A 25632-nucleotide genomic window follows, 5' to 3' on the forward strand; every position below is an offset into this window, starting at 1 on the left:
CTACGCCTTACTCGACGGCGCTGGTCGCTTCGGTGGAAGCGGCCTGCTGATCGGGCAGCTTGACCTTGAGGTTCTCGGTCATGAACTGCGTGCCGGCAGCAACGACGATATCGCCGCTCTGCAGGCCTTCGGTGACGCTGACGCCATCGCCGGTGAAATCGGCAATCTTGATCTCGCGGGCATGGACAGTCGCAGCATTGCGGTCGACGATCCAGACGATCTTCTTGCCATCCTTTTCCGCCAACGCCGTCAGCGGCACGGCGACATCAGGATTGGTATTGGTGACATTGGCCTCGACGGTCGCGGTCATGCCAAGAAGCACGCGCGGATCATTCGGCAGGCTGACCCGGACAGAGAAGGTCCGCGACTGCGGATCGGCGGCACCCGAGACTTCGCGAACCTTGCCCTGCAGAACCAGCTTGTCATCGGACCAGAAGCTTGCCTTGACGGGCTTGCCAGGCTTGAACTCGGCAATATCGTTCTCCGGCACGGCGATCTGCACTTCTTTCTCGCCATCGACGGCTACCGCGACGACCGGCGTACCAGAAGCCACGACCTGCCCGGTATCGGCATTGATTGCGGTCACGATACCGTTCTGATCGGCCTGCAGCGCAGCGTAGCTCACCTGGTTTTTCGCCTGGTCGAGCGACGACAGAGCGGCATCGCGCGTCGATACCGCCTGATCGTAGGTCAGCGACGCTTGCTCAAGTTGCGATTTCGAGGCGACGCTCTTGTCGAAGAGCTGGATGGCGCGCTTGTTGGCCAGATCGGCGGTCTGTACGCCCTTCTCGGCCGCAGCCAGATTGGCTTCAGCACTCTTCACGGCAAGCTCGTAGTCGGTCGCATCGACGCGCGCCAGAAGGTCGCCGGGCTTCACCCGGTCGCCGATATTGACGGCGCGTTCGGTGATCTTGCCGGCAACGCGGAAGCCGAGATTCATCTCGGTGCGCGCCTTGACGGCGCCGGAATAATCAAGCGCCCGCGTGTCGCCGGCCTTGGTGATCTCGACGACCTTCACGGGCCGCAACACTTGCGGGGCTTCGGCCTTCTTCTCGTCGCTGCAGCCGGAAAGGCCGAGACTGAGAGCGCCGGCAAGCGCAAGACTAAAAATGGACGGCGTGAGGCGGCTATTGAGCGAAATCATCTTCGCGCTCCCGATCTTTCGAATGTTATACGGCGGCCGAACCGCCTGTTATTTCAATGCTTTCAGAGAGAATTCGACGAGCTCGTCAATCGTCGCCCGATTGGTCTTGGCAAGACACTGAGCGACGATTTGCGGATGGCACAGGGTGACCGTCGCCGCACCGAAACAACGCGAAGCCGCATCCGCGTCCTGTTCGGCAAACTCACCGGCCGCAATCCCCTCGCGGATCACGTCGGCAAGCAATGCATGAATGCTGTCGATATGCTTGTCGATCACGTGCCAGTCGCGCTCGATCGCGACGACTACCATCTCGTGAACCTTTTCGCGATCGAGCATGGTGTCGACCGTCATCTGATACTGGCCATGCACGAAAAGCCGCAGCCGCTCCGAAGCGCTGAGCGGCAAATGGCAGGCGTCATAGGCCTGCTTGTAGCCTGCGGCCAGCATGCGGCCGCAGATCGCCTGGTGGATTTCCACCTTGGATGCAAAGAAGCGGTAGATGTTGGCAGGCGACATTCCCAGATCGCGGGCCACGTCGGCAACGGTCGTCTTGGCATAACCGTAGTGACGGAACAGCTTTTCCGCTGAATCCAGAATGCGCGTCACATTCTCCTGACGGCTGCTTTCGATCGTGGCTTCTGCAATTTCGCCCATGCTTTGGGTGGCCTCACTTACGACTGACGAATTTTGAATTTCGTCAGTCGTAAGATATCAGCCATCACATGTCAATCAGTGAATCAAACGTAAAAATGCCGCGGCCATCGGGCGCGCGGCATTGTATGAATGTTTTCAAATAGATCAGGAAAGCGTCACATCGAGCGTAATCGGCACGGCCGAAAGCGCCTTGGAAACCGGGCACCCGGCCTTGGCCTTGTTGGCAAGCTCAGTGAATTTCGCCTGGTCGGCGCCCGGTACCTTGCCGGACAGCGAAAGATGGATGGCGGTGATCGCAAAGCCGCCTTCGACGCTTTCCAGCGTCACCTTCGCATTCGTTTCCATGCTCTCGGCCGTCAGCCCGGCTTCACCGAGGATCAGTGAAAGCGCCATCGTGAAGCAACCGGCATGCGCCGCGCCGATCAGCTCTTCCGGATTGGTGCCGGGAACGCCTTCGAAACGCGTTGCAAAGCCATAGGGCTGCTCCTTGAGAGCGCCGCTCTGGGTCGAAATCTTGCCCTTGCCATCCTTGAGCCCGCCGGACCATTGGGCCGATGCTGTGCGATTGATCTGCATGCCGTCCTCCGTTGCGATTAAAACCTGAAGCGGCCAATGCCGCCACCGCGGAAGGCATCACCTTCCTTGGCGCAATATAAGGCTCGATCTCGCGTTGGCGACCACCGCGCGAAAATCATTCAGGCCGGATGCTGCTGCACGCTCAAACCGCCGTCGACAGTCAGGCAGGTGGCATTCATGAACGGGCATTCGTCAGAGATCATGAAGACGGCAGCCATGGCGATCTCCTCCGGCGTGGCGATCCGCCCGCCGGGATGAAGCTTCATCGTCTCGGCCTTGGCGACCTCCGGATCGGGAAAACTGTTCCAGTAGTCGATGACCTTCTGGGTCGCGACATAGCCCGGCGCCAGCGCGTTCACGCGGATATTCTTCGCCGCGTATTCGAGCCCCAGCGACTTGGTCATGCCGAGCAACGCATGCTTTGCAAGCGGATAGGGAAATGTATGCTGGATGATGGTGAAGGCATGCGTAGAGGCGATATTGAGGATCACGCCACCGCCCTGATCGATCAATCCCGGCAGCACGGATTTCGTGCAGTTCCAGGCGCCCTTGAGGTTGATGTCGAAGCAGCGGTCCCATTCAGCATCGCTCGTCTCAAGCGGCTCGGCAAAGACATTGACGCCGGCATTATTGACCAGCGCGTTGATTTGACCGATCTCGGCAGCAGCGCGCGAAACGGCGGCAGCAATCGCCGGTGCATCGGTGATATCCGCCCGCGCATGACCGGCACTTCCTCCGGCATTACGAAGTTGCAAGGCGGCTGCGGCAAGCCGGGCCTCGTCCGTATCGATCAGGAAAACGCCGGCACCTTCGCGCACGAAGGCCTCCGCAATCGCCAAGCCGATACCCTGCGCCGCACCTGTGATCAGCACGCGCTTTCCCGTGAGACGCTCCACCAAAATTTCCTCCGTCAGATTTCCAAAGCCGAAAGGCTGATCGCCATTTTCCCCGAAAGGCTCTCGCCGGGCGGCAGCAGAACCAGGCCGCCAAACTCGGGCATGTGATGGCCATTCGGCAAGTGGGTCATCGGCTCGAAGCAGAAGAAATCCGCATCGCCGCCGGGTTTATAGATCATGTAGTTGCCGAAGATTGGAGCGGCGTCGATGTCGGCCACAAGCTTTAGTTCCGGCCAGACGATTCGGGCATGACCATCCCAGCCTTCAAAGGCATTGTTGATCCAGTGCGGCGGAATGTTTCGAGGCCGTGAGAAATCGAGCAGCTCGGGCACCGGTCCGCGCTCATCCGGCAGATGGCCATCCCGCTCCGTCCAAAAATGGGTTGCGGAGGCCGCAAGCAATGTCTGCGGCGTGCGGATGAAATACGGATGAAAGCCGAGACCGAAAGGCATCGGCGCGTCACCGCCATTTGTCACGCGCAGCGTATTCACAAGGCGATTGTCCGAAATTGAAAAACTCTGCGATGCTTCATAGCTATAGGGTGAAACGGCATCTGCCGCGTGGTGGAACGTCATCTCCACACGCCGCGCGTCCTGAGAGACGATCTCCCATAGCCCAAGCCAGCCATCGCCATGAAGATAGAGCGGATCGGCCGTGTTGGCGCGGAAGCAATAGTCCCGTCCGCCGACGGTCATCACATTGTACTCGACCCGATTGCCGAAGGGCACCAAGGGGAAGCTGACCGCACCGGCATCGGCAATCATGAAAGCCGTACCGCGAAAACTGGCACTGCGGATCGCGCCGCCAAGGCGGGACAGGGAGATCTCAAGATCGCCATCGGCGATCCGGATCTCCTCCATATCCGCAGACCCGCTCACCCGCGCCGTCCGGCCGCCGACGATCTCAGATTGTCGAGCAGCACGGCAATCAGCAGGATCAGGCCGCGCACGACATACTGGTAGAAGGCCTGGATGTTCAGAAGGTTCATGACGTTTTCGGCAATACCCATGATCAGCACACCGACGATGACACCGGTCATCGCCGCACGACCGCCGGCCAGCGACACGCCGCCGAGGACGCAGGCGGAGATGACCGAAAGCTCAAGCCCGGTCGCCGCGTTCGGCTGACCGGAGGTGATGCGTGAGGCAAGCAGAATGCCGGCGATGGCGCAGACCAGACCCTGCAGCGCAAAGATCCAGATGCGCATGTTGACGACGTTGACGCCGGCGAGCCGCGAGGCTTCCGGATTGCCGCCGATGGCGAGCGTGTTCTTGCCGAAGACCGTGCGGTTCAGCACGAAGCCGAAGACGATAAACAGCGCGATCATGATCCAGATCGGCGTCGGCACCGTCAGGAAACGCGACAGCGCCAGCTGGTAGAAAGAAGGATCGTTGATCCCAACAGCACGGCCATCCGACGCAATCAGCGCGAAGCCGCGAACGATCTGCATCGTTGCCAGCGTGGTGATCAGCGCATTGATGCGGAACTTGGCGATGACCACACCGTTGATGACGCCGACGATGCTGCCGCAGATCAGCGCCGCCAGCAGGCCGAGCGGGATCGAGCCGGTCGAATTCGACACCATGACGGCGATCATGCCGGAGAAGGCGACCGTCGAACCGACGGAGAGGTCGAAGTCGCGCGACGCCAGGCAGAACATCATCGTGCAGGCAACGATGCCGATGGTGACCACCGACTGCAGCAGACCGAGCATGTTGCGTTCCGTCAGGAAGCTCGGAACAAAGATCGAGACGATGACGAAGGCAATGGCGAAGATCACCACCAAGCCCTGTTCGCCGAGAAGGATTTTTTTCAACGAGTTCATCGTGCTGTTCCTGAATTAGATTGTGCCGGCGGCATTCTTGTCGGGCAGTGCCGCGGTCAGAATGCTGCGTTCGTCGAAATCGGCGCGTGCCACATTGGCGGCAACGCGGCCCTGGCACATGACCATGATGCGATCCGAAATACCCATCACCTCAGGCAATTCGCTGGAGATGACGACGATCGCCATGCCACCCGCCGCAAGCTCATAGAGAATTTCGTAGATCTCGGACTTGGCGCCGACATCGATACCGCGCGTCGGCTCGTCGATGACGAGGACCTTGACGCCCTGCTCCGAAAGCCAGCGGCCAAGGATGACCTTCTGCTGGTTGCCACCCGACAGATTGATGATGTCCTGCTTGCGCGATGGCGTCCGCACCCGAAGCTTGGCGATGAACTGGTCGGCGACCGACGCTTCCTTCTTCGGGTTCAGCACACCGAAAGGCGAGAAGTGGCGGCGCGAGGAAATCGCGATGTTTTCCTGGATCGACCGTCCCTGGATGATCCCGTCGAATTTGCGATCCTCGGGGCAGAGAACCATCCCCGCATTGATTGCCGCTTTCGGATTGTTGGGCGAGACGGCAACGCCGTCGATCGTCACCGCGCCCTGATGCCGGTGATCGGCGCCGTAGAGCAAGCGGGCCATCTCGCTTCGCCCTGCCCCAATGAGGCCGAAGAAGCCGAGGATTTCGCCCCGGCGGACGGAAAAGCTCATCGGATTGCGGAGCTTGGAACCGGAGAGGTTCTTCACCTCCAGCCTGACGCCGCCAAGCGGCCGCTCGCGCCAGCCCCAGATATTACTGATCTCGCGCCCGACCATCTCGGCGATGATCTGATCACGCGTCGTATCGGCGACCTTTGGATGATGGGCCGCAAGCTTGCCGTCGCGCAAAACGGTCAGGCTGTCGCAAAGCCGGAAGATTTCGTCCAGCCGGTGCGAGACATAGAGAATGACGGTGCCTTTGGACTTCAGCTTCTCGATCAGCGAAAAGAGGATCTCGCTTTCACGCGACGACAGCGAAGATGTCGGCTCATCGAGCGCGATTACCCGCGCATCCAGCATCACAGCCTTGGCGATCTCCACCATCTGGCGGGCACCGATCGACAGCGTCGCAACCTTTGCCGAAGGATCGACATCAATGCCGATATCATCGAGCTTGGCGCGCACCGTCTCGATCAGCGTCTTGCTGTCAATGACTCCGGCTTTGCCCGGGAAGCGTCCGAGCCAGAGGTTTTCGGCGACCGTCAACTCGGGAACGAGCTGAAGTTCCTGGTGAATGACGATAACGCCAGCGTTAAAGGCATCGCGGACGGAGCTGTATTTCTGCTCCTCACCATCGATGACGATCGTGCCCTCATCAGCCGACTGATCGCCCGAGAGGATCCGGATCAGCGTCGATTTGCCGGCGCCGTTCTCACCCATCAGGCCATGAACGGCGCCCTTTTCGACACCGAACGAGACATTGGAGAGCGCCTGCACGCCCGGATAGCCTTTGGAAATGGTCTTGAATTCGAGGAAAGCCATCATCGCTCCATCGAGAAAGAGCCCGGCGGCAGACATGCGCCGCCGGGATTAAAATCACCTTGGGAGGATGATTATTCGATGCCGAGGTCCTTGCGAACCTTTTCATAGTCGCCGCGCAGTGCCAGCGAACCGGAAGTCAGCGTCAGTTTGGCCGGTTCCTTGCCGTTGGCGATCCAGTCGTACATGTTCATGGCGGTTTCGTAGCCATGACGCTTCGGCGAGATGATGACGGTGCCGAAAAAGCCGGTTGCGGCAGGCTTCTTGAACTCGTTGATCGCCGAGTCAGCGCCACCGATGCCGACGCCGATCACGTGGTCGGCAGCGATACCGACCGATTCCGATGCGCGGACCGCGCCGAGAACGGCTTCGTCATTGAGACCGAACGCGACCCAGTACTTCACGTCGGCATGCTTGTTGAGAACGGTCGTCGCCGCGTTCAGAGCAGCTTCCGTATCGGTCTTGGCCTGCGGCGCATCGAAGATGTTTTCAGCCGGGAAGCCAGCGGTTTTCAGAACAGAAATCGCGCCTTCGACGCGATCGACCGCGGTCGGAAGCTGGTCGTAGGAAACGCGGATCGCGCCGACATTCTTCATATCCCAGCCGCGCTTCTTGATTTCGTCAACAAGCGCCTGACCAACGGTCTCGCCGATCTTGGTGGCAGAGATACCCATATGCGGAACATCTTCCAGCGGCTTGCCATCGGCATCGACCAGACGGTCGTCGACAGTCATGACCTTCAGCTGATTGGCGGCAGCCTTGGCGACGATGCCGGGGCCGAGCTTGACGTCAGGCGTGCAGACGATGAAGCCTTGGGCGCCCTGGGCACCGAGGTTGTCGATCGCCGACTGAACTTTCTCGCCATCTTCGGCGCCGATCTTGACGACCGTAAAGCCCTTTTCCTTGGCGGCCTGGTCGGCGAACTTCCATTCGTCCTGGAACCACGGCTCTTCCGGCTGCTTGACGATAAAGCCGATCTTGACGTCTTCGGCAAAGGCGGAGCCGGCGGCCAGAATGGCAAATGTGCCAGCCAGGATGGCTGCTTTGAACAAGCGCATGTCTCTCTCCCTAACTCTCAAAAATGAGCATCTGCCTCCCAGGCAGTGCGCTAGAATTAAGTTAAATCATCATACCAGTCAATTGCCTTTGTATGATGATTGGAATAATAAGATAATATCAAGCGTGCCGGGAGGAGCCGTCGCAAAGGAAATCGAATTCGGCTAAGACGGTTCGGTTTGCTTCGCGGGCAAGGAAAGCGGAGAGGTCATTTTGGATTCCATCGAGCAACAGAGTGGGGATGCAAATCCGCGCATTGGAAGCCGTCCGCGCGTCCGCAAGAACGTGACAGCTGCCATGGCCGAAGACATCTTCTCGGAGCGCTACCCTGCCGGCTCACCGCTGCCGCGCGAAAACGATCTCTGCGAGCTCTACGGCGTCAGCCGCACCGTTATCCGTGAATCCCTCAAGGTGCTTGAGTCCAAAGGGCTTGTGCGCGGCAAGCCGCGGATCGGCACGTCGGTTTGCGACCGGGACGACTGGAATATCATCGACGCCGAAGTGCTCGAATGGATGGGCCCCTATATCAAGGACTTCGATCTGCTCGGCTGCATTCTGGAGGCACGCCGCACGATCGAACCGGCAGCCGCGGAATATGCCGCCGAACGGGCAACGACCCAGGAAATCGCCGATCTCGACAGCGCCTGGCGCCAGATGCGGGATTCCGCCGGCGATCCCGAAGCCTTCACCGATGCCGACGTGACCTTCCATGCCGTGCTTCTCAAGGCGAGCCATAACCAGGTCTTCCGGCGCCTGCTTAGCGCCATCCATGCTGCGCTGAAATATGCGCTGCATGCCTCGAACATTGCCGTCGAAAGCCGCGAGGACGCCGTTGCCGTCCATGGCGAGCTTGTCGAGGCGCTGAGGCTGCGCAACCGCGCCAAGGCGCGTGAATGCGCCAATCGCATGCTGGATCTGGCCGTGCGCGATCTGGCCGCCGCCGAAAAGGCGATCGGCCGGACCAAGTAAACAGACAGGCGGCACCGCCGCAGACGCAACACGAGATGAATGAAAGCCCGACCCCATGAAGATCACCAAGCTCACGACCTACATCGTTCCGCCGCGCTGGCTGTTTCTGAAGATCGAGACGGATGAGGGCGTCGTCGGCTGGGGCGAACCGGTTGTCGAGGGACGGGCGCTGACGGTCGAGGCCGCCGTCCACGAGCTGGCCGATTATCTCGTCGGCAAGGATCCCTTCCTGATCGAGGACCACTGGACGGTCATGTATCGCGGCGGCTTCTACCGCGGCGGCGCCGTCCACATGAGCGCGATTTCCGGCATCGACCAGGCGCTATGGGACATCAAGGGCAAGGCGCTCGGCCAGCCCATCCACTCGCTTCTCGGCGGCCAGGTGCGCGACCGCATCAAGGTCTATTCCTGGATCGGCGGCGACCGCCCTTCCGACGTTGCCCGCAACGCCAAGGATGTCGTCGCCCGCGGCTTCAAGGCAATCAAGCTCAACGGCTGCGAGGAAATGCAGATCGTCGACTCCAACGAGAAGATCGATCGCGCCGTCGAGACCATCGCCACTATCCGCGAAGCGATCGGCCCGCATATCGGCATCGGCGTCGATTTCCACGGCCGCGTCCACAAGCCGATGGCCAAGGTGCTCGCCAAGGAGCTCGAGCCCTACAAGCTGATGTTCATCGAGGAGCCGGTGCTTTCGGAACACCGCGAAACGCTGAAGGAAATCGCCAACCATTGCTCGACGCCGATCGCACTCGGCGAGCGGCTCTATTCGCGTTGGGACTTCAAGTCGGTTCTGACAGACGGCTACGTCGATATCATCCAGCCGGATTTGAGCCACGCCGGCGGCATCACCGAATGCCGCAAGATCGCATCAATGGCCGAAGCCTATGACGTGGCGCTCGCCCCGCATTGCCCGCTCGGCCCGATCGCGCTCGCCGCCTGCCTGCAGGTCGATGCCATCAGCTACAACGCCTTCATCCAGGAGCAGAGCCTCGGCATCCACTACAACAAGGGCAACGACATCCTTGACTATATCTCCAACAAGGAGGTGTTCCAGTATGCCGACGGTTTCGTCTCCATCCCGCAGGGACCGGGTCTCGGCATCGAGGTGGACGAAGCCTATGTCATCGAACGCGCCAAGGAAGGTCACCGCTGGCGCAACCCGATCTGGCGCCACGAAGATGGCAGCTTCGCCGAATGGTAAGATAGCAAGGGCCGCGAAAGCGGCCCTTCTGCTTTCCGGAACGGCGACAGATGTCAGGCAACGGCGCCAAAATTGCGCCGTTAGTTGCCTGCGCCCAGCCAGGCGGTCTCCAGCGTATAGAGAGCCTGCGGGCGCTTGACGCCGCGCAGCGCGTAACGCCCGATACAGGCGAGTTCGGCGCGATCCTCGCTCGGGATCGTATCGGCGAATTCCGACGAAATGAGCACGTTGAAATCCACCGACCGGCACATCGAGGCGATGCGGCTGACCTCGTTGACGGCAGGGCCGATGACGGTGAAGTCGAGCCGCTCCTGGCTGCCGATATTGCCGTAGAAGACATCGCCAATATGCAGGCCGAGATAGACATCGGTCGTTGGCCGGCTATCGACTGCGCGCGCCGCATTGAGCTTGGCGAGCTTTTCGCGCAGCAGCCGTTCGGCCTTCAGCGCCGCGCAGCAGGCTTCCGAGGGATCCTCGCCCTTGAAGATTGCAAGCACGCCATCGCCGATCAGCTTCAAAACGTTGCCGCCGGACTCGTGGATCGCCGAAATCACCACTTCGCTGTACTCGTTCAGAAACGGCAGAATCTCTTCCGGCGAAGCGTTGTCGGAGATCTTCGTATAGTTCAGCAGGTCCGAGAACCAGAGCGCCGCCGAAATCCGCTCCGACTTGCCGCGGCTGATCTTGCCTTCCATGACCTGACGCGCCGCGTCTTCCCCGAGATAGACCTCGGCAATAGTGCGGGCGATGCGGCCGAGCGCGATACACTTGATCGCCAGCGCCAGTACCGGCACCAGCTTGCGCAGGATGACGAGATCGTGGTCCGAAAAGCCTTCCGGGTGACGCGTCGAGAAATGCGAGAAGAAGCAGTCCATCTCGCCGATGGTGCCTTCCTTCTCGAAGCGGTGGATCAACGCGACGTAATCGGTATGGCCGAGCTCGGCCATCTTCTCCAGCATCTGGAAATCGGCGGGATCGCCGAAGCCGATACGGCGGCGAACCTCGTTTTCGGTGCCCGCCCAGAGATAATAGAAGGCGGACCGCTTCCAGCTTTCCAGCGCTTCCCCTTCGCCGGTCGGCCCATACTCGAATTCGGATTCGATCTCCTGCTCGCTGTCAAAGCGAAAGGCGCGCCCCTCGTGAACCGGATGCAGCGTATCCATCAGCGCCATGCCGCGGTCAATCTGCAGACCCTTGTCACGGCAGGCGATGCAGAAGCCGTCGAGCAGCTCGGACTCGGTTGCGCCCTTCAAGCCCTGTTCCGTCAGCCAGGTCGCGATGGTTCCAATGTCGCTGTATTCCATGCCATCCACCTCCCTGTTCGGCCAACAACTATCCGGATTTCGTCCCATGAGAAAGAAAAACAAGAGAGTGGCAGTCAGCCGCCGGATGGCATGTTGAACGGCGTGATGATCTCGACGGCCGAAAGCGGCCCGTGGCCGTTTCGCTGCGCCTTCGAAGAGCGGTCGAGGATGGCGCGAAAAGCCGAGCGCGCATCGGTGCGCAAATCATGATGCAGGACGAAATTGATCTTGCCCGATGCCAGCAAGCTGCGGTTATCGGCATCGAGATCATGCGCCACAAACACCCGCAACGGCCGCCCCGACGCCTCGAAGGCGGCAAGCACCGCCCTGTTGCCGCCGCCGATCGAATAGACGGCATCGATCGCCCGGTTCGCCGCAAGCGCCTCGGCCGCCAGCGTACCCGTCGCTGCATCTGTCCCATGCCCCTCGCTGATTTCAGTGATCCCGACAGACGGATAGCGCTCGCGGATGATGCGGCGAAAGCCGATCTCGCGCTCTTCCTCTCCCCTGAAGCGCCCGCTCGACAGCGTCACCAGCACATGGCCTGGCCGCTCTCCCATCTGCGAACCGATCAGGTAGGCGGCCGTCTCCCCCGCCGCCCGGTTGTCGGCGCCCGCATAGGCAGCGCGCGGCGAATTCGGCAGATCGGTGACCAGCGTGACGACGGGAATCTTTGCCTCGTCGGCACGCCGAACGGCGGCAATGACATCCGGCACATCGGGCGCCTTCAGCACGATGCCGTGCGTTCCGCGAAGCCGGATGCGATCGATCAGCTGCACCAGCTCGGCCGGCCTCATGACTTCAGCGAAATGGAACCGGCAGCGGAACACGGTTGGCAGCAGCGTCGCGACTTCCGCCTCGAACGCGGCCCGGACAGCATCGCTGAAGCGCTCCGGCGTCTCCATGACGATGTCGATCGACAGCTTCCGGCTGGCGGCCTCGGCACCCGCCTGCTGCTTCTCCAGTTCGGCAATCGCCGCTTTCACGCGCTGCTCGGTCTGGCGGCGCACCCCGGGCCGCTCGTTCAGCACCCGATCAACGGTCGCCGTGCTGAGCCCGGCCTGAAAAGCGATATCCTTGACGAGGAAATGGTGAGGCATCGGCGCAGTTCTGATGGTTTTTTGATGGATCGCTGATCTATATCAGCAAATGCTGCGGCGTATAGTGCCCTCCATCAGCGATTGGAGGAGCACCTGATGAAAACCGACAACCTGCAGAAACTGCGCGCCGACCGCGTCTGGCTGACCGAAGACGCCTGCGATCTCGGCGATTTTCGCGACCTAGCCGAGAAGACGACCTTACTCGCAGACTACCCAAATGCCGATAGCGTCGACAAGAACGTGCTGATTTACGACAGCCGTAAGGTCGTCGCAGCGATCGCCGATCCCGAGGGCCGCCGCGCTGTGCTGGCGGAAATCTGCGAAGCCTTCGGCGACGGCCCCGGCGTGGTCGTCTTCAAACGCGCCTACGAGGATACCTCGATCATCGACCGCGCCAGCAAGATCTTCGACGAAATCATCGAGGAGCAGCACCGCAGCTCGACCGGCGGCGGCGACCACTTCGCCAAGCCGGGCGCCAATGATCGCATCTGGAATTCGCTGGAAAAGCACTGCCTCGTCGATCCCGCGAATTTCGCCCGCTACTATGCCAATCCGATCATTGCGATCGCCAGCGAAGCCTGGCTCGGGCCGAGCTACCAGATGACGGCGCAGGTCAACCGCGTCAATCCGGGCGGCGCGGCGCAATCGGCGCATCGCGATTATCACCTCGGCTTCCAGTCTTCCAAGGTGATCGAGCAGTTTCCTGCCCACGTCCACAGGCTCTCGCCGGTACTGACGCTGCAGGGCGCGGTCGCCCATTGCGACATGCCGCTCGAGAGCGGACCGACACTCTTCCTGCCGCATAGCCAGACCTATGTGCCGGGCTACCTCGCGCTCAAGCGCCAGGAATTCAAGGATTACTTCGACAAGCACCATGTCCAGCTGCCGCTGCAGAAGGGCGACCTGGTCTTTTTCAACCCGGCCCTTTTCCATGCCGCGGGCACTAACCGCTCCGCCGATATCAAACGCGTCGCTAACCTCCTGCAGGTCTCCTCAGCCTTCGGCCGCGCCATGGAAACGGTCAACCGCGAGCGCATGAGCGCCAAACTGTTTCCGGCGCTGAAGCGGCTGAAGGGACAGCTTTCGGAAGCCGGTATCGCCAACGCCGTCGCCTCCTGCGCCGAGGGCTATTCCTTCCCAACCAACCTAGATCGCGACCCGCCGGTCGGCGGCCTGGCGCCGAAGACCCAGGCGCAGCTGATGCATGAGGCGCTCAAGGAGGACTGGAGCGATGACGCTTTCACCAAGGCGCTTGCGGATCAGGCGGAAAAGAAGCTGACGTAAGAGCGAGGAACCCTCTCATCCGCCCTTCGGGCACCTTCTCCCCGCTGGGTAGAAGGGGAAACCTGAGAGCGCGGCAAATCCCTTCTCCCCTCGGGGAGAAGGTGGCGGCAGCCGGATGAGGGACCACACGCACGAACCAACCCGCCTCTCGCACCCGCGAGGGGCTATTTGCATATCAATCAACGGAGGAACCACATGAGCACAGACTTGAGCCGCCTCGACGGCAAGATCGCCATCGTTACCGGCGGCACCCAGGGCCTCGGCGCCACCATCGCCCGGCTGTTTGCCGAGCGCGGCGCCAAGGGCATCGTCATCTGCGGCCGCAATGAAGCGAAGGGCAAGGCCAAGGCCGAAGAGCTATCCGCCAAAACCGGCGCCAAGGTCGTCTATGTCAAGGCCGATCTCGGCAAGGTCGAGGACGCGCAGAACGTCGTGCGCGCCTGCGACCAGACCTTCGGCCGCGTCGATGCGCTGGTCAACGCCGCGGCGATCACCGACCGCGGCACGATCCTCGACACGAGCCCGGAGCTCTTCGACCAGATGTTCGCCGTCAACGTCAAGGCGCCGTTCTTCCTGATCCAGGAGGCGGTGAAAGTGATGCGCCGTGAGAAGATCGAAGGCACGATCGTCAATATCGGCTCGATGTCGGCGAAAGCCGGTCAGCCTTTCATCGCCGCCTATTGCGCCTCCAAGGGTGCGCTGGAGACGCTGACCAAGAACACCGCCTATGCGCTGCTGCGCAATCGCATCCGCGTCAACGGTCTGAACATCGGCTGGATGTCGTCGGAGGGCGAAGACCGGATCCAGCGGGAATATCACGGCGCCGCCGAGGACTGGCTGGCAGAGGCCGCCGCCAGCCAGCCTTTCGGCCGCCTTGTCGATCCCGAGGAAGTGGCGCGCGCCTGCGCTTATCTCTCATCTGCGGAATCCGGCCTGATGACCGGTTCGGTCATCTGCTTCGACCAATCGATCTGGGGTGCCTATGACGGCTCCCCGCATCCGGTCGCCGCTCTCTAAGTGACTGCCGGAGCCCGGTAATTTTCAGCGCCGGGCTCTGGCACGTCTCACCGTTTGTCGTTACGAAAGACGCATCCATTGCTTTGGGAGGAGCATATCCGTGTCCGAAAACCCGCTCTATGATATCCGTGACGAACGCTTCAATGGCCTGACCGCCGGCAGTGCCCGGCTTGAAGAGCTCTATAGCGGCTGCCGCTGGGCCGAAGGTCCCGTCTGGTTCTCCGATTGGAACTGCCTGCTCTGGAGCGACATTCCAAACGAGCGGATGATGCGCTGGGTTCCTGATGGCACGGTCTCCGTCTTCCGCTCGCCTTCCAACTACGTGAACGGCAACACCCGCGACCGCCAGGGACGGCTGGTCTCCTGCGAGCATGGCGGGCGACGGGTGACGCGCACCGAACCGGATGGCCGCATCACGGTTCTTGCCGACAGCTACGAAGGCAAACGGCTGAACTCTCCCAACGACGTCGTCGTCAAATCCGACGGCTCGATCTGGTTCACCGATCCGAGCTACGGTATCATGTCGGACTATGAAGGCCACAAGGCCGAACCCGAGCAGGAAACCCGCAACGTCTACCGCATCGATCCGCAAAGCGGCAAAATCGATGCCGTCGTCACCGACTTCATCCAGCCGAACGGCCTTGCCTTCTCGCCCGATGAAAAACAGCTCTATATCGCCGATTCAGGTTCATCGAACCATGACGTACCCCGCCACATCCGCGTCTTCGACGTTATCGATGGCAAGACGCTGGCAAACAGCCGCTACTTCTGCTCGATCGACAAGGGCGTGCCCGACGGTTTCCGGTTCGATCTCTCCGGCAATCTCTGGAGCAGCGCGGCCGACGGCGTCCACTGCTTTGCGCCCGATGGCACTCTCCTCGGCAAGATCCTGGTGCCGCAGACGGTCTCGAATATCTGCTTCGGCGGCATCAAGAAAAACCGCCTGTTCATCACCGCGACCCAGTCGCTCTATTCGATCTACACGACCGTCAATGGTGCACAGTACCCGTAACTGATCACGAGGCGCGACGGGCGGATTGGCGGAGCCCCCGCTGAAACACCTGCTTCATCTCGGCGAACCCATTGAAGCCGAGATGCTGGGCGAAGCGGACGACGCTTGTCTGCGAGACATTGCAGCGTTCGGCGATCTTCTGGCTGCTTTCGAAAGCGAAAACGTCGGGCCGCTCGGCAGCCAGCCGGGCAAGCGCTGCCAGCCGCTCCGGCACGTTTCGATAGACGACAGCCCAGAACGTCTTGCTGATGAGAAACTCGTGAACGTCGCTTTCGGCCTTCAGCGATATCAGCTGCATCGTCTCTCTCCTTGAAGGAACCGCCCGCGGAGGCCGGAGCAAAACCGCCCCAGCCCCCACGGGAGGAAGCTCAAACTTTTCCGTCGGGACGGCCGTGCAGCGCCTCGGCGCGATGCCAGTTTTCCAGGATGCGGCCATCCCTGTGCTTCTGCTGCGCCCAGCGGATACCGTTCGAGATGACCTGATGGATGATCTTGTCGTGATAGATGGGATAGGTCTCGTGGCCTGGGCTGAAGAAGAAGATGCGCCCGCGCCCGCGCTGCCAGGTGCAGCCGCTGCGGAAGACTTCGCCGCCCGAATACCAGGAGATGAAGACCAGCTCGTCGGGCTGCGGGATATCGAAGGGCTCGCCATACATTTCAGAGGCGTTGACTTCGAAATAGGGCGGCAATCCCTCGGCGATCGGATGCGAGGGATTGATGACCCAGACCCGCTCCAGATCGCCGGCCGGCGACTCGCGCCAGGAGAGGTTCGCATTCGTGCCCATCAGGCGGCGGAACAGCTTCGAGTGATGGCCGGAATGCAGGATGACGAGGCCCATGCCCTTCAGTACCCGCTGCTGGATGCGGTCGATCAACCCGTCGCTGACCTCTTCATGCGCCATGTGACCCCACCAGAGCAGCACGTCGGTATCATTAAGTAGCGCGTCAGGCAGGCCTTCATCCGGATCATCGAGCGTGCCGCGGCGGATTTCGAAGTCGGCATGCTTGATACCGGCGGCAATCGCGCCATCGATGCGGTCGGGATAGATATCCTGCACTTCCTTGTGCACCTGCTCGTGGCGGCCTTCGTTCCAGATCGTAACCTTGATCGTCATGATATCCTCGAATGTTATGAAGCTTGAGCCGGACGGATGACCCGTCCTGACGCGTCGAAGAGATGGCAGGCAGCCGGATCGGCCGAGAGCGAAACACGGTCACCGGGCCGGACAGCAACATCGCCATCCGAGCGGACGACGATGGGATCCTTGGTGGTGCCGACGGTGATGTAGGTCTCGACGCCGAGACGCTCGACGATCGCCACCTCGGCATTAAAGTTGCCCTGCCCGTCGGCCGCGATTTTCAGATGCTCGGGCCGGACGCCGAGGCGCACCTCGCCCTGGGGAACATCGGTCGCACCGGACATGTCCATCGCCAGGCCGATCGTGCTTTCCAGATGCAGATTTCCGCCCTGCCGTGTCGCGGTCATCGGAATGACGTTCATCTTCGGCGAGCCGATGAAAGTGGCGACGAATTCGTTTTCAGGCTTGTGATAGAGATCCATCGGCGCGCCCTGCTGGGCCACCGTTCCCTTGTTCAGCACGACGATCCGGTCGGCCATTGTCATCGCTTCCACCTGATCGTGGGTGACGTAGACGACAGTCGCCTTCAGCTCCCGGTGCAGGCGCTGCAGCTCGGCGCGCATCTGCACACGCAACGCGGAATCGAGGTTCGAGAGCGGCTCATCGAACAGGATCAGCGATGGCTTCTTGATGATCGCCCGGCCAATGGCGACACGCTGGCGCTGACCGCCGGATAGGGCGGCCGGGCGGCGGTTGAGGTAATCGGTCAGCTGCAGGATCTCGGCAACGCCTTGCACCTGCTTGCGGATCTCCGCTTCCGGCACCTTCTTCAGGCTGAGCGAAAAGCCGATATTCTCGGCGACCGTCATATGCGGATAGAGTGCATAGGACTGGAACACCATGGCGATGCCGCGTTTGTCGGGCGGCACGTCATTGATACGCTGGCCGTTGAGGATGAGATCGCCGTCATCGATGCCCTCGAGACCCGCGATCATCCGCAGCAATGTGGACTTGCCGCAACCGGAGGGGCCGACGAAGACGGCGAATTCGCCATCATTGACGGTAATGTCGACGCCCTTGATGACTTCGAGCGCACCGTAGAATTTGCGGACGTTCTTCAGATTGATCATTCGGTTTCTCTTTCTTGTCTCAGCCCTTCACACCGCCAGAGAATGTCTGGACGAGGAAGCGCCGCGCGAAGCCGAAGGCAATGACGGCAGGCAGGAGGTAGATGAAGGCAAGGGCGGCGAGCAGCCCGTAATCGATCTCGTTGATGCGCAGGAAGGCGCGGAAGAGACCGAGCGGCAGCGTCTGCAGCTCAGGCGACGACAGGAAGATCAGCGGCAGCAGGAAATCGCCCCAGGCCGACATGAAGGTGAAGAGCCCGGCAGCCGCGAGACCCGGCAGCGCCAGCGGGATCAACACGCGGCGGATACGCTGCACCATCGTCGCTCCATCCATGACGGCCGCCTCTTCGTAGTCGCGCGGCAGTCCATCGAAGAAGGTCTTCATGATCCAGAGCGCCAGCGGCAGCTGCATGGTGGCGAGTACCAGCATGATGCCGAGATAGCCGTCGATGAAACCGGTCCAGCGCATGATGTCACGCGCATAACTGCCGAAAATCGGTCGGAGGATCGCGCCCTCTGCATTGTTCAGCGTCAGCAGGAACTTGTAGAGAGGCACCACCAGCGCCGTTGGCGGCAGCACACGGATCAGCAGGATCGTGTAGAGGAACGGCAGCTTCCACCAGGCGCGGGTCCGCGACAGCGCATAGCCTCCAAGCCCTGCCAGGACCATGACGATAAAGGTCGCGCCGCCAACGATGAACAGCGAGTTGAACAGCCAGCGGCCGCCATCCTCCTTGACGAAGACACGGGCATAATTCCCAAGGCTCCACTGCTCCGGCCAGCGCAGGAAGAGTTGCGCGTTGCCATCGAGGGAGGCAAGCAGCACCCAGAAGAACGGCACGGCGCAGAAGATCGAGATGACCGACAGCGTGGCATAGGCCATCAGGTCTGAGCGCGTCTTGTTGGCGCTTTCGCTCGGAGAGATCACCGCCATATCAGATCTCCACCTTCATGGCGCGGACATAGCCGATGCCGAGGATCAGCGAGATGATCAACGCCACGACCGCGACCGCCGCGCCGTAACCCAGCTGGAACGCCGTGAAGGACTGGTTGTAGATATAGATGCTGACGAGTTCGGTCGCCCCACCGGGGCCGCCGCGCGTCAGGGCATAGACCAGACCGAAGACGGCGATCGTCGAGACGGCGGATATCAGCATGTAGAGCAGGATCGTCGGCATCATCAGCGGCAGCGTGATGCGGCGGAACATCTGCGATGGGGTCGCGCCATCCATGCGGGCAGCCTCATAGATTTCGTTGGGAATGGTGCTGAGCCCGGCGGTGAGCAGGATCATCGCCGTCGCGATACCGCGCCAGGTGTTGACGATGATGATCATCGCCAGCGGAAAGGTGTTCAGCCAGTCGGCCGGCGCGATGCCGAAGAAACTGACGATGCGCGACAGCGTCGCATGTTCGCCACCGGCCAGCATCGAGATCCACATGAAGCCGGCGACCACCTCAGGAGCGGCGTTCGGCAGCAGGATGATCGATGAGAAAATCTGCCGGAAACGTATCTCGCGGCGCAGCGCCATGGCGGATACGAGACCGAGCACGAACTGGCCGATGACGGCCGAGCCGACCACGAAGAAGAAGGTAACGAGCAGCGAATTCCAGAACTTCGCATCATTGAACAGCCGCGCGTAGTTGCGCAGGCCGACGAAGCGGGGCCGCAGCGCAGCCGCACCGGTCAGCGCCTCGTTGGTGAAGCTCAGATAGACAGAGTACAGTGCCGGGTAGATGACGAAGGCAAGCAGCAGAACCAGCGACGGCAGCAGGATGATGAGAAGCTGGCGCTCGGCGCGGCGTTCATGAGAGTTTCTGATCATCGAAGCTCACAACCTTATCGAATGAAGCGGAAGACGCGGCAGACCTGCCGCGCCTCCCAATCTTGGGCGGGAGAAAGTACCCAAGGTTATTTCACGGCATCGTCGCCGAGCGTTTCCTTGACGTAGTCGACCAGGATCTTCTGGGCGCCGGCTGCATCGGTTTCCTTGCGCAGCAGCGCTTCGGTGGCGCGGGCAACACCTTCCGAAACGGTGCCGAAGCCGGAAGCCTGCTTGAGGAACACGCCGTTTCCGGCAGCCGCATGGATGGGCACCAATTCCGTGAGCTTCTGGAAGTCGGCATTCGAAGCCGCATCCTTGCTCGCCGGAATATTGCCGATCCGGGCCGCATAGGAGACCTGCGTTTCGACGGAGCCGATTTCCATCAGCGCCTTGATCGCCAGTTCTGCATTAGCCGACTTGGCATTGACGGCCCACGGGGCGGCCAGATTGGCGAGCACGTACTGGCCGCCGTTCTGGCCGGGAACCGTCCAGGTGCCGACGATCTTGGTCACGTCAGGGATCGGGTTCTTGCTCTCGCGGCCCCAGTCGAAGATGTAGCACCAGGAGCCGCATGTGGTGGCGGCAAGCTTGCCCTGCGGGAACATTTCATACTTCGGCACGACCCACGGCTCGGGGCCGAGCAGCGGCTGAACCGGCATCAGATCGTTGTCGATCAGCTGCTTGTAGACATCGAAGACATCCTTGACGCCTTCGCCGTTGAGATCGAACTTGCCATCCGCATCGACGATCTGCGGCGTCTTCGAGCCGACGATCAGATGCTGGAAGCCTTCGTCGAAGGCACCGCCACCCCATGCCACGCCGGCCGGGAAGAGCAGGCCATAGGCGCCGGTCTTCTTCTTGATCTCGGCTGCACGGTCGAGCAGGTCTTTCCAGCTTTTTGGCTGTTCGGTCGAAATACCGGCCTTATCGAGCACATCCTTGCGATAGTAGATTTCCTGGATACCCAGCATGAAGGGCATCACATAGGTCTCACCATCAGGGCTGACAGCCAGCTGCTTGGCCACATCGTAAAGGCCGTTATAGCCTTCCCAGGACTTGAATTCCTTGGTGACAGGAGCGAGGTAACCGGCTTCCACCATATCAGCGACGGCAGATGCGGTCGGAATGGAGAACAGGTCGGGCGCATTGCCTGCGCCGAGCTCGGTCAGCAGCTTCGTCAGATAATCCTTGTCCGGCGCCGGGTATTCGACAACCTCGACCGTGACACCGTATTTCTTCTCGATGCGCTCGACCGTCGACTTCATGGCGTCGATACCCGACTGGCCATGGTTCGCAATCCGGATCGTTTCAGCATGAGCCAGCGTCGATACTGCGCTGAGCAATATGGCGCAAAGGCCACCGATAACCGTCTTCTTCAACGGAAGTCCTCCCTCTTGTTCACAATGGCGCCCTCCAGCACCTGTTCGAAAATGTACACGCATTCCCATGGCTGACAAGATGATTTTGCAATCGTTTCCAATACAAAATTTAAACAGTTGTTTTCATAGAATAATTTATAACTTGCAACAAATGCATGGTTTGTGTAATCGTTTGCACAATCGCATTCGGGAGGATTTTGCATGGTACAGAAACTGCGCCTCGGCGTGATTGGCGCCGGGCTGAAGGCGGCCGAATATGCCCATAGCTGGGCCAAGATGCCGGAGATCGAATTTGCCGCCCTTGCCGACACCATCCCGGGTTCGCGCCAGCGGCTGATCGACGTCTGCAAGGAAGCCGGCGCACCCGAACCGGAAGCCTTTGAAGACTATCGCGACATGCTGGCGAAGCGCCGCGACGCGCTGGATATCATCTATATCTCCACCCCGCATGCCTTCCATGGCGAACAGGCCGTCGCCGTCGCCGAAGCCGGACTCGACCTCTTCCTGGAAAAACCGATGGTCACAACCGTCCACGAAGCCGAACGGCTGATCGCGGCGCAGAAGAAGACCGGCGTCACCATCGTCACCGCCTTCCAGGGCGGCCTCTCGCCGCTGGTCCTCGACACCCGCAAGCGTGCGCTATCGGGCGAGTTCGGCGATCTGATCGCCATATCGGGCATTATCTGGGAAAGCTGGGCCGCCAATTATGAAGGCCACTGGAAGCAGCAGCCGGAAATATCCGGCGGCGGCTTCATGTTCGATACCGGCGCTCACATGATGAACACCGTATGCCTGCTCGCCAATTCAGAATTCGAGAGCGTTTCGGCCTATATGCACAATCATGGCCGCAAGGTGGATATCGCGACAGCGGTTTCCGCACGGCTGAAGAACGGCGCGCTGGCGACACTGACGGCAGCCGGCGAAGGCCCTCCCGGCTGCGCCTCCTACATCACCTTCTTCTATTCCAAGGCGATCGTGCGCATCGACGCCTGGGGCGGCTGGCGCGAGATCAGCTTCGGCCGGACCAGCGAGCCACGCGAAGAAGCCGAGATTCTCGGCAACCCGATGAAGAACTTCCTCGCCATCCGCGCCGGAAGCATGGAAAACTCCGGCTCCGTTGAAATGGGCCTGCGATTCGCTAGGCTCTGGGACGCAATCAAGGAGTCGGCGGCGGCGGAGGGAGTGCCCGTCAGGATCGCCGTCTAAAGCAATTCCAGCAAAACTGCGCAGCGGTTTTGCGTCCGGAATTGCGCAATAACAGAGGTAGACCCGCTCCGCGATACGGAGAAGGGCGGAATGGGTCTAGACGGGGTGGAAGCAGCATGAGCAGGAAGCGCATCACATCCAAGGAGCTGGCGAAGCTCGCCGGTGTGTCCTCGGCGACGATCTCGCGCGCCTTCTCACCCGATTCCCGCATCGGCAGCGCCACGCGTGACCGCATCCTCGCTGTCGCCCGCGAGCACGGCTACCAGCCGAACGCCATCGCCCGCTCGCTGAACAATCAGCGCTCCCGTCTGGTTGCCCTGGTGGTCAACGCGATCGGCAATCCTTGCGAGGCGGAAGAGCAGCAGCTGCTCGTTCATCGCCTTCAGGCACGCCAGCTTCTGCCAATCATTCTCTGCTGCGCCGATCATTCCGACCGGCTGCAGCTGATGCGGCTGGCCTCGACCTATCAGGTCGATCACGTCGTCGTTTTCTCCGACATGGTGTCAATGCAGGATGCCGTCGACATCTTCCATACGACGAAACCGATCATCGTCTCTTTCGAGCCGCTCGAAAACGAAAATGTTTCCAGCATCCGCATCGATGGCGCCGTCGGCGCTGCCGATATCATCGACAAGATCGTCAAGGATGGAAAGAAGCGCTTCGCCTATCTTTCCGGAACGAAGTCCAGCTGGATCGACAAACTGCGCCGCAAATGGTTTGCTGATGGTCTCGCCAAGCACGGCCTGGCTTTTGAGGCAGAGGCCTTCGGCGACTATTCCTACGATTCAGGCTTCAAGGAAGCCGTCATGCTGCTGCACCGCTCGAAGGTGGATGCGATCATCTGCGGCAACGACGTGATGGCGATCGGTGCGCGCGACGCGGCCCGGCGCGTCCTCGGCAAGCAGACGCCCGGCGATATTGCCATCGTCGGCCAGGACGGCATCGCCATGGCCGCCTGGGACTGCAACGACCTGACGACGCTGAGCCTTGACCATGCCGCTTTCATGGATGCCGTGGTCGAGGTGATCGAACGCCACGAGCAGGATATCGAAGGCCCGCACAACATCACGCTTGCCTGCACGCCCCGCTGGGGCTCCACCGCGTAAGGCAGCGCTTTTCATTGCATCGAGGAGGAATTTCCATGACCATGATTTCACGCGCGCGCGCCTCGCGCCGCATCATTGCCCGCGCCTGCAGCAAGGAAGCCTGATATGCGTTCCGTCGTCTCCTTCAATGAATCCTGGAGCTTCCACGAGGGCTTCGGCCAGCGCCTGCTCGACGCCTTCGACGGCAGCACGACCGTCAGCCTGCCGCATACGGCCGTCGAACTGCCGTTCAATTATTTCGACGAGACGAGCTATCAGCGGCCATTCACCTATCAGAAGCTGCTGCGCTGGATGCCGGAATTCGAAGGCCGCGAAGTCTCCATCGTCTTCGACGGCGCCATGGCCGACAGCGTCGTCTACCTGAACGGCGAAGAGATCATCGCCCACAAGGATGGCTACACGCCGTTCGAGGCGCGGCTGACAGGCAAGCTTATCAAGGGCGACAACCTGATCACCGTCAAGATCGACGGCAGCGAGAACCCTGCCATCCCGCCCTTCGGCGGCCGTATCGACTACCTGACCTATGCTGGCATCTACCGCGAAGTCTGGCTGAAGGTCACGGGCGCGGTCTCGCTCAGCAACATCAAGATCGAGACGCAGAACGTCCTTGCCGAAACGAAGTCGGCGACCGTTCGCTGCAAGCTGTCGAATCCGCAGGACGCGACTTTCCTCGGCACCGTCTCCGGTACGATACGCGATGCGTCCGGCATCGTCATCGCCACGGCAACGACCGAGACCACCGGCGAAGACGTCACGCTAGCCTTCAGCGATCTGACTGGCATCGCGCTCTGGGACATCGCCAACCCCTCGCTTTACGAACTGACCGTCGATCTCAAGACCAGCCATGGTTCGGATCGCCTCTCCTCGAATTTCGGCTTCCGCACCGCCGAGTTCACGCCCGAAGGTTTCCTTCTGAACGGCGAGCCGCTGAAGCTGCGCGGCCTCAACCGTCATCAGGCCTACCCCTATGTCGGCTATGCCGCCGGACGTTCCGCCCAGGAACTCGACGCGACGATCATGAAGACGGTGCTGAAGTGCAATATCGTCCGCACCTCGCACTACCCGCAATCCAAGTGGTTCCTCGACCAGTGCGACCGCCTCGGCCTGCTGGTCTTCGAGGAAATCCCCGGCTGGCAGCATATCGGCGACCTCGACTGGCAGAAGGAGTCGATCGAGAACGTCCGCCGCATGATCGAGCGCGACTGGAACCATCCCTCGATCATCATCTGGGGCGTGCGCATCAACGAGTCGCTCGATAGCCACGACTTCTACGCCGAGACCAACCGCCTCGCCCGAGAGCTCGACCCGACCCGCCAGACCGGCGGCGTTCGCTACCTTACGGAAAGCGAGCTGCTGGAAGACGTCTACACGATGAACGACTTCATCCTCGGCAACGAGGAACTGCCGGGCGCCAACCGCCCGCGCACGGCACTTCGCCCGCAGCAGGAAAATACCGGCCTGCCCCACAAGGTGCCCTACCTGATCACCGAGTATAACGGCCACATGCATCCGACCAAGATGCATGACCCGGAACAGCGCCAGGCCGAACATGTGCGCCGCCATCTGGAAGTGCTGAACGCCGCCTATGGCGACCCTGATATTTCGGGCGCGATCGGCTGGTGCATGTTCGACTACAACACGCACAAGGATTTCGGCTCCGGCGACCGCATCTGCTACCACGGCGTCATGGACATGTTCCGCGAACCGAAATTCGCGGCTTACGTCTATGCCAGCCAGTGCGAGCCTTCAGATGAAGTCATCATGAAGCCGGTGACCTTCTGGGCACGCGGCGAACGCAGCATCGGCGGCGTGCTACCGCTGATCATCCTGACGAACTGCGATGAGGTGGAGCTGAAATACGGAACGCTGACCAAGCGCATCGGCCCCGACCGCGAAAACTATCCGCATCTGCCGCATCCGCCTGTCGTTCTCGACCATCGGCACTTTACCGCTGACGAGCTCGGCACTTGGGGTCTGGAATGGATCGACGGCGAGTTCACCGGCTTCATCGATGGCGAACCTGTCGCACATCTGACGCTGGCGGCAGACCCGCTGCCTGCAAGGCTGGAACTCGCACCCGATGCGATCGCTCTGAAAGCGCGTGAGCGGGACAGCACCCGCGTCATCATCCGCGCACTCGACCAGCGCGATCAGCGACTGCCCTTCATGGACGACAGCGTCACGCTGCGCGTCGAGGGACCGGCGAAGATCGTCGGCCCAGGCAGCGTGCCGCTGCAGGGCGGCACGGCGGGCTTCTGGCTGGAAGCAACCGGCCTGACCGGCACGATCACAGTGGAAGCGACCTCAAGCCGCTTCCCGCCCGCCAGTTTCACCGTAACCGCACAGTAACGGA

At 61.1% G+C, this 25632-nt stretch carries 24 protein-coding genes; 8 read left to right on the forward strand and 16 right to left on the reverse strand.

The window, feature by feature from the left end; genetic code table 11:
* Positions 1-7: 7 nt before the first annotated feature.
* From AB4Z25_RS26180 to AB4Z25_RS26215, 8 genes are all read right to left on the reverse strand, one after another.
* On the reverse strand, positions 8-1144 hold the full coding sequence (locus tag AB4Z25_RS26180) for an efflux RND transporter periplasmic adaptor subunit (RefSeq protein WP_112537093.1): 1137 nt from the start codon (positions 1142-1144) through the stop codon (positions 8-10).
* A gap of 48 nt (positions 1145-1192) precedes the next feature.
* Positions 1193-1798 (reverse strand): TetR family transcriptional regulator, encoded by a 606-nt coding sequence (locus tag AB4Z25_RS26185; RefSeq protein ID WP_112385665.1) that lies wholly within the window; start codon positions 1796-1798, stop codon positions 1193-1195.
* 144 nt (positions 1799-1942) lie between these two features.
* Positions 1943-2374, reverse strand: coding sequence for an OsmC family protein (locus AB4Z25_RS26190; protein ID WP_112537094.1), 432 nt, complete (start codon positions 2372-2374; stop codon positions 1943-1945).
* Between the two features lie 119 nt (positions 2375-2493).
* The gene (locus tag AB4Z25_RS26195; protein ID WP_112537095.1) at positions 2494-3273 is read right to left on the reverse strand and encodes an SDR family oxidoreductase; all 780 of its coding nucleotides are present in this window, start codon (positions 3271-3273) and stop codon (positions 2494-2496) included.
* 11 nt (positions 3274-3284) lie between these two features.
* The gene (locus AB4Z25_RS26200; protein WP_442210047.1) at positions 3285-4148 is read right to left on the reverse strand and encodes an aldose 1-epimerase; all 864 of its coding nucleotides are present in this window, start codon (positions 4146-4148) and stop codon (positions 3285-3287) included.
* Positions 4145-5095 carry an L-arabinose ABC transporter permease AraH gene (gene araH / locus AB4Z25_RS26205; protein WP_112385669.1) on the reverse strand — a complete coding sequence of 317 codons (951 nt, stop codon included), beginning with the start codon at positions 5093-5095 and terminating at the stop codon, positions 4145-4147. Before araH ends, AB4Z25_RS26200 begins: the two co-directional genes overlap by 4 nt.
* Positions 5096-5110: 15 nt before the next feature.
* Positions 5111-6616 (reverse strand): L-arabinose ABC transporter ATP-binding protein AraG, encoded by a 1506-nt coding sequence (gene araG, locus AB4Z25_RS26210; protein ID WP_112537122.1) that lies wholly within the window; start codon positions 6614-6616, stop codon positions 5111-5113.
* A 71-nt stretch (positions 6617-6687) separates the two neighbouring features.
* Positions 6688-7671, reverse strand: coding sequence for an arabinose ABC transporter substrate-binding protein (locus AB4Z25_RS26215; protein WP_112385670.1), 984 nt, complete (start codon positions 7669-7671; stop codon positions 6688-6690).
* A gap of 211 nt (positions 7672-7882) precedes the next feature.
* On the opposite strand from AB4Z25_RS26215, the gene AB4Z25_RS26220 reads away from it, so the two are divergent.
* Both AB4Z25_RS26220 and dgoD read left to right on the forward strand, forming a co-directional pair.
* Positions 7883-8638, forward strand: coding sequence for a FadR/GntR family transcriptional regulator (locus AB4Z25_RS26220; protein WP_112385671.1), 756 nt, complete (start codon positions 7883-7885; stop codon positions 8636-8638).
* A gap of 55 nt (positions 8639-8693) precedes the next feature.
* On the forward strand, positions 8694-9842 hold the full coding sequence (dgoD, locus tag AB4Z25_RS26225; RefSeq protein ID WP_112537097.1) for a galactonate dehydratase: 1149 nt from the start codon (positions 8694-8696) through the stop codon (positions 9840-9842).
* A gap of 80 nt (positions 9843-9922) precedes the next feature.
* Here dgoD and AB4Z25_RS26230 read toward each other — a convergent pair whose 3' ends face one another.
* Together AB4Z25_RS26230 and AB4Z25_RS26235 are read right to left on the reverse strand one after the other, a co-directional pair.
* Positions 9923-11146 carry an adenylate/guanylate cyclase domain-containing protein gene (locus AB4Z25_RS26230; RefSeq protein WP_112537098.1) on the reverse strand — a complete coding sequence of 408 codons (1224 nt, stop codon included), beginning with the start codon at positions 11144-11146 and terminating at the stop codon, positions 9923-9925.
* A 74-nt stretch (positions 11147-11220) separates the two neighbouring features.
* Positions 11221-12246, reverse strand: coding sequence for a LacI family DNA-binding transcriptional regulator (locus AB4Z25_RS26235; protein ID WP_112537099.1), 1026 nt, complete (start codon positions 12244-12246; stop codon positions 11221-11223).
* Positions 12247-12342: 96 nt separating this feature from the next.
* On the opposite strand from AB4Z25_RS26235, the gene AB4Z25_RS26240 reads away from it, so the two are divergent.
* From AB4Z25_RS26240 to AB4Z25_RS26250, 3 genes are all read left to right on the forward strand, one after another.
* A complete protein-coding gene (locus AB4Z25_RS26240; protein ID WP_112537100.1) occupies positions 12343-13530 on the forward strand; it encodes a phytanoyl-CoA dioxygenase family protein in 1188 nt (395 codons plus the stop codon).
* A 195-nt stretch (positions 13531-13725) separates the two neighbouring features.
* Positions 13726-14547, forward strand: coding sequence for an SDR family oxidoreductase (locus AB4Z25_RS26245; RefSeq protein ID WP_112537101.1), 822 nt, complete (start codon positions 13726-13728; stop codon positions 14545-14547).
* A gap of 100 nt (positions 14548-14647) precedes the next feature.
* Positions 14648-15559, forward strand: a complete 912-nt coding sequence (locus AB4Z25_RS26250; protein WP_112537102.1) for an SMP-30/gluconolactonase/LRE family protein — start codon at positions 14648-14650, stop codon at positions 15557-15559.
* A gap of 4 nt (positions 15560-15563) precedes the next feature.
* Here the strand turns inward: AB4Z25_RS26250 and AB4Z25_RS26255 are convergent, their stop codons facing one another.
* The 6 genes from AB4Z25_RS26255 to AB4Z25_RS26280 form a co-directional block, all read right to left on the reverse strand.
* Positions 15564-15857 carry a MurR/RpiR family transcriptional regulator gene (locus AB4Z25_RS26255; protein WP_442210050.1) on the reverse strand — a complete coding sequence of 98 codons (294 nt, stop codon included), beginning with the start codon at positions 15855-15857 and terminating at the stop codon, positions 15564-15566.
* Positions 15858-15927: 70 nt separating this feature from the next.
* The gene (locus AB4Z25_RS26260) at positions 15928-16674 is read right to left on the reverse strand and encodes a ThuA domain-containing protein (RefSeq protein WP_112537104.1); all 747 of its coding nucleotides are present in this window, start codon (positions 16672-16674) and stop codon (positions 15928-15930) included.
* A 14-nt stretch (positions 16675-16688) separates the two neighbouring features.
* Positions 16689-17768, reverse strand: a complete 1080-nt coding sequence (locus AB4Z25_RS26265) for an ABC transporter ATP-binding protein (RefSeq protein WP_112537105.1) — start codon at positions 17766-17768, stop codon at positions 16689-16691.
* Between the two features lie 19 nt (positions 17769-17787).
* Complete coding sequence (locus tag AB4Z25_RS26270) at positions 17788-18699, reverse strand: carbohydrate ABC transporter permease (RefSeq protein WP_112537106.1); 912 nt, start codon at positions 18697-18699, stop codon at positions 17788-17790.
* 1 nt (position 18700) lies between these two features.
* Positions 18701-19588 carry a carbohydrate ABC transporter permease gene (locus AB4Z25_RS26275; RefSeq protein WP_112516886.1) on the reverse strand — a complete coding sequence of 296 codons (888 nt, stop codon included), beginning with the start codon at positions 19586-19588 and terminating at the stop codon, positions 18701-18703.
* An 86-nt stretch (positions 19589-19674) separates the two neighbouring features.
* Complete coding sequence (locus AB4Z25_RS26280; RefSeq protein ID WP_112537108.1) at positions 19675-20967, reverse strand: extracellular solute-binding protein; 1293 nt, start codon at positions 20965-20967, stop codon at positions 19675-19677.
* A 201-nt stretch (positions 20968-21168) separates the two neighbouring features.
* Here AB4Z25_RS26280 and AB4Z25_RS26285 point away from each other — a divergent pair, with 201 nt between their 5' ends.
* The 3 genes from AB4Z25_RS26285 (at position 21169) to AB4Z25_RS26295 (ending at position 25628) form a co-directional block, all read left to right on the forward strand.
* Positions 21169-22173, forward strand: coding sequence for a Gfo/Idh/MocA family protein (locus AB4Z25_RS26285; protein WP_112537109.1), 1005 nt, complete (start codon positions 21169-21171; stop codon positions 22171-22173).
* Positions 22174-22289: 116 nt separating this feature from the next.
* A complete protein-coding gene (locus AB4Z25_RS26290; protein ID WP_112537110.1) occupies positions 22290-23279 on the forward strand; it encodes a LacI family DNA-binding transcriptional regulator in 990 nt (329 codons plus the stop codon).
* Positions 23280-23384: 105 nt separating this feature from the next.
* A complete protein-coding gene (locus tag AB4Z25_RS26295) occupies positions 23385-25628 on the forward strand; it encodes a glycoside hydrolase family 2 protein (RefSeq protein ID WP_112537111.1) in 2244 nt (747 codons plus the stop codon).
* The last annotated feature ends 4 nt before the right edge of the window (positions 25629-25632 follow it).

It is taken from the genome of Rhizobium sp. RAF36, assembly GCF_052114105.1.
Lineage (GTDB): Bacteria > Pseudomonadota > Alphaproteobacteria > Rhizobiales > Rhizobiaceae > Rhizobium.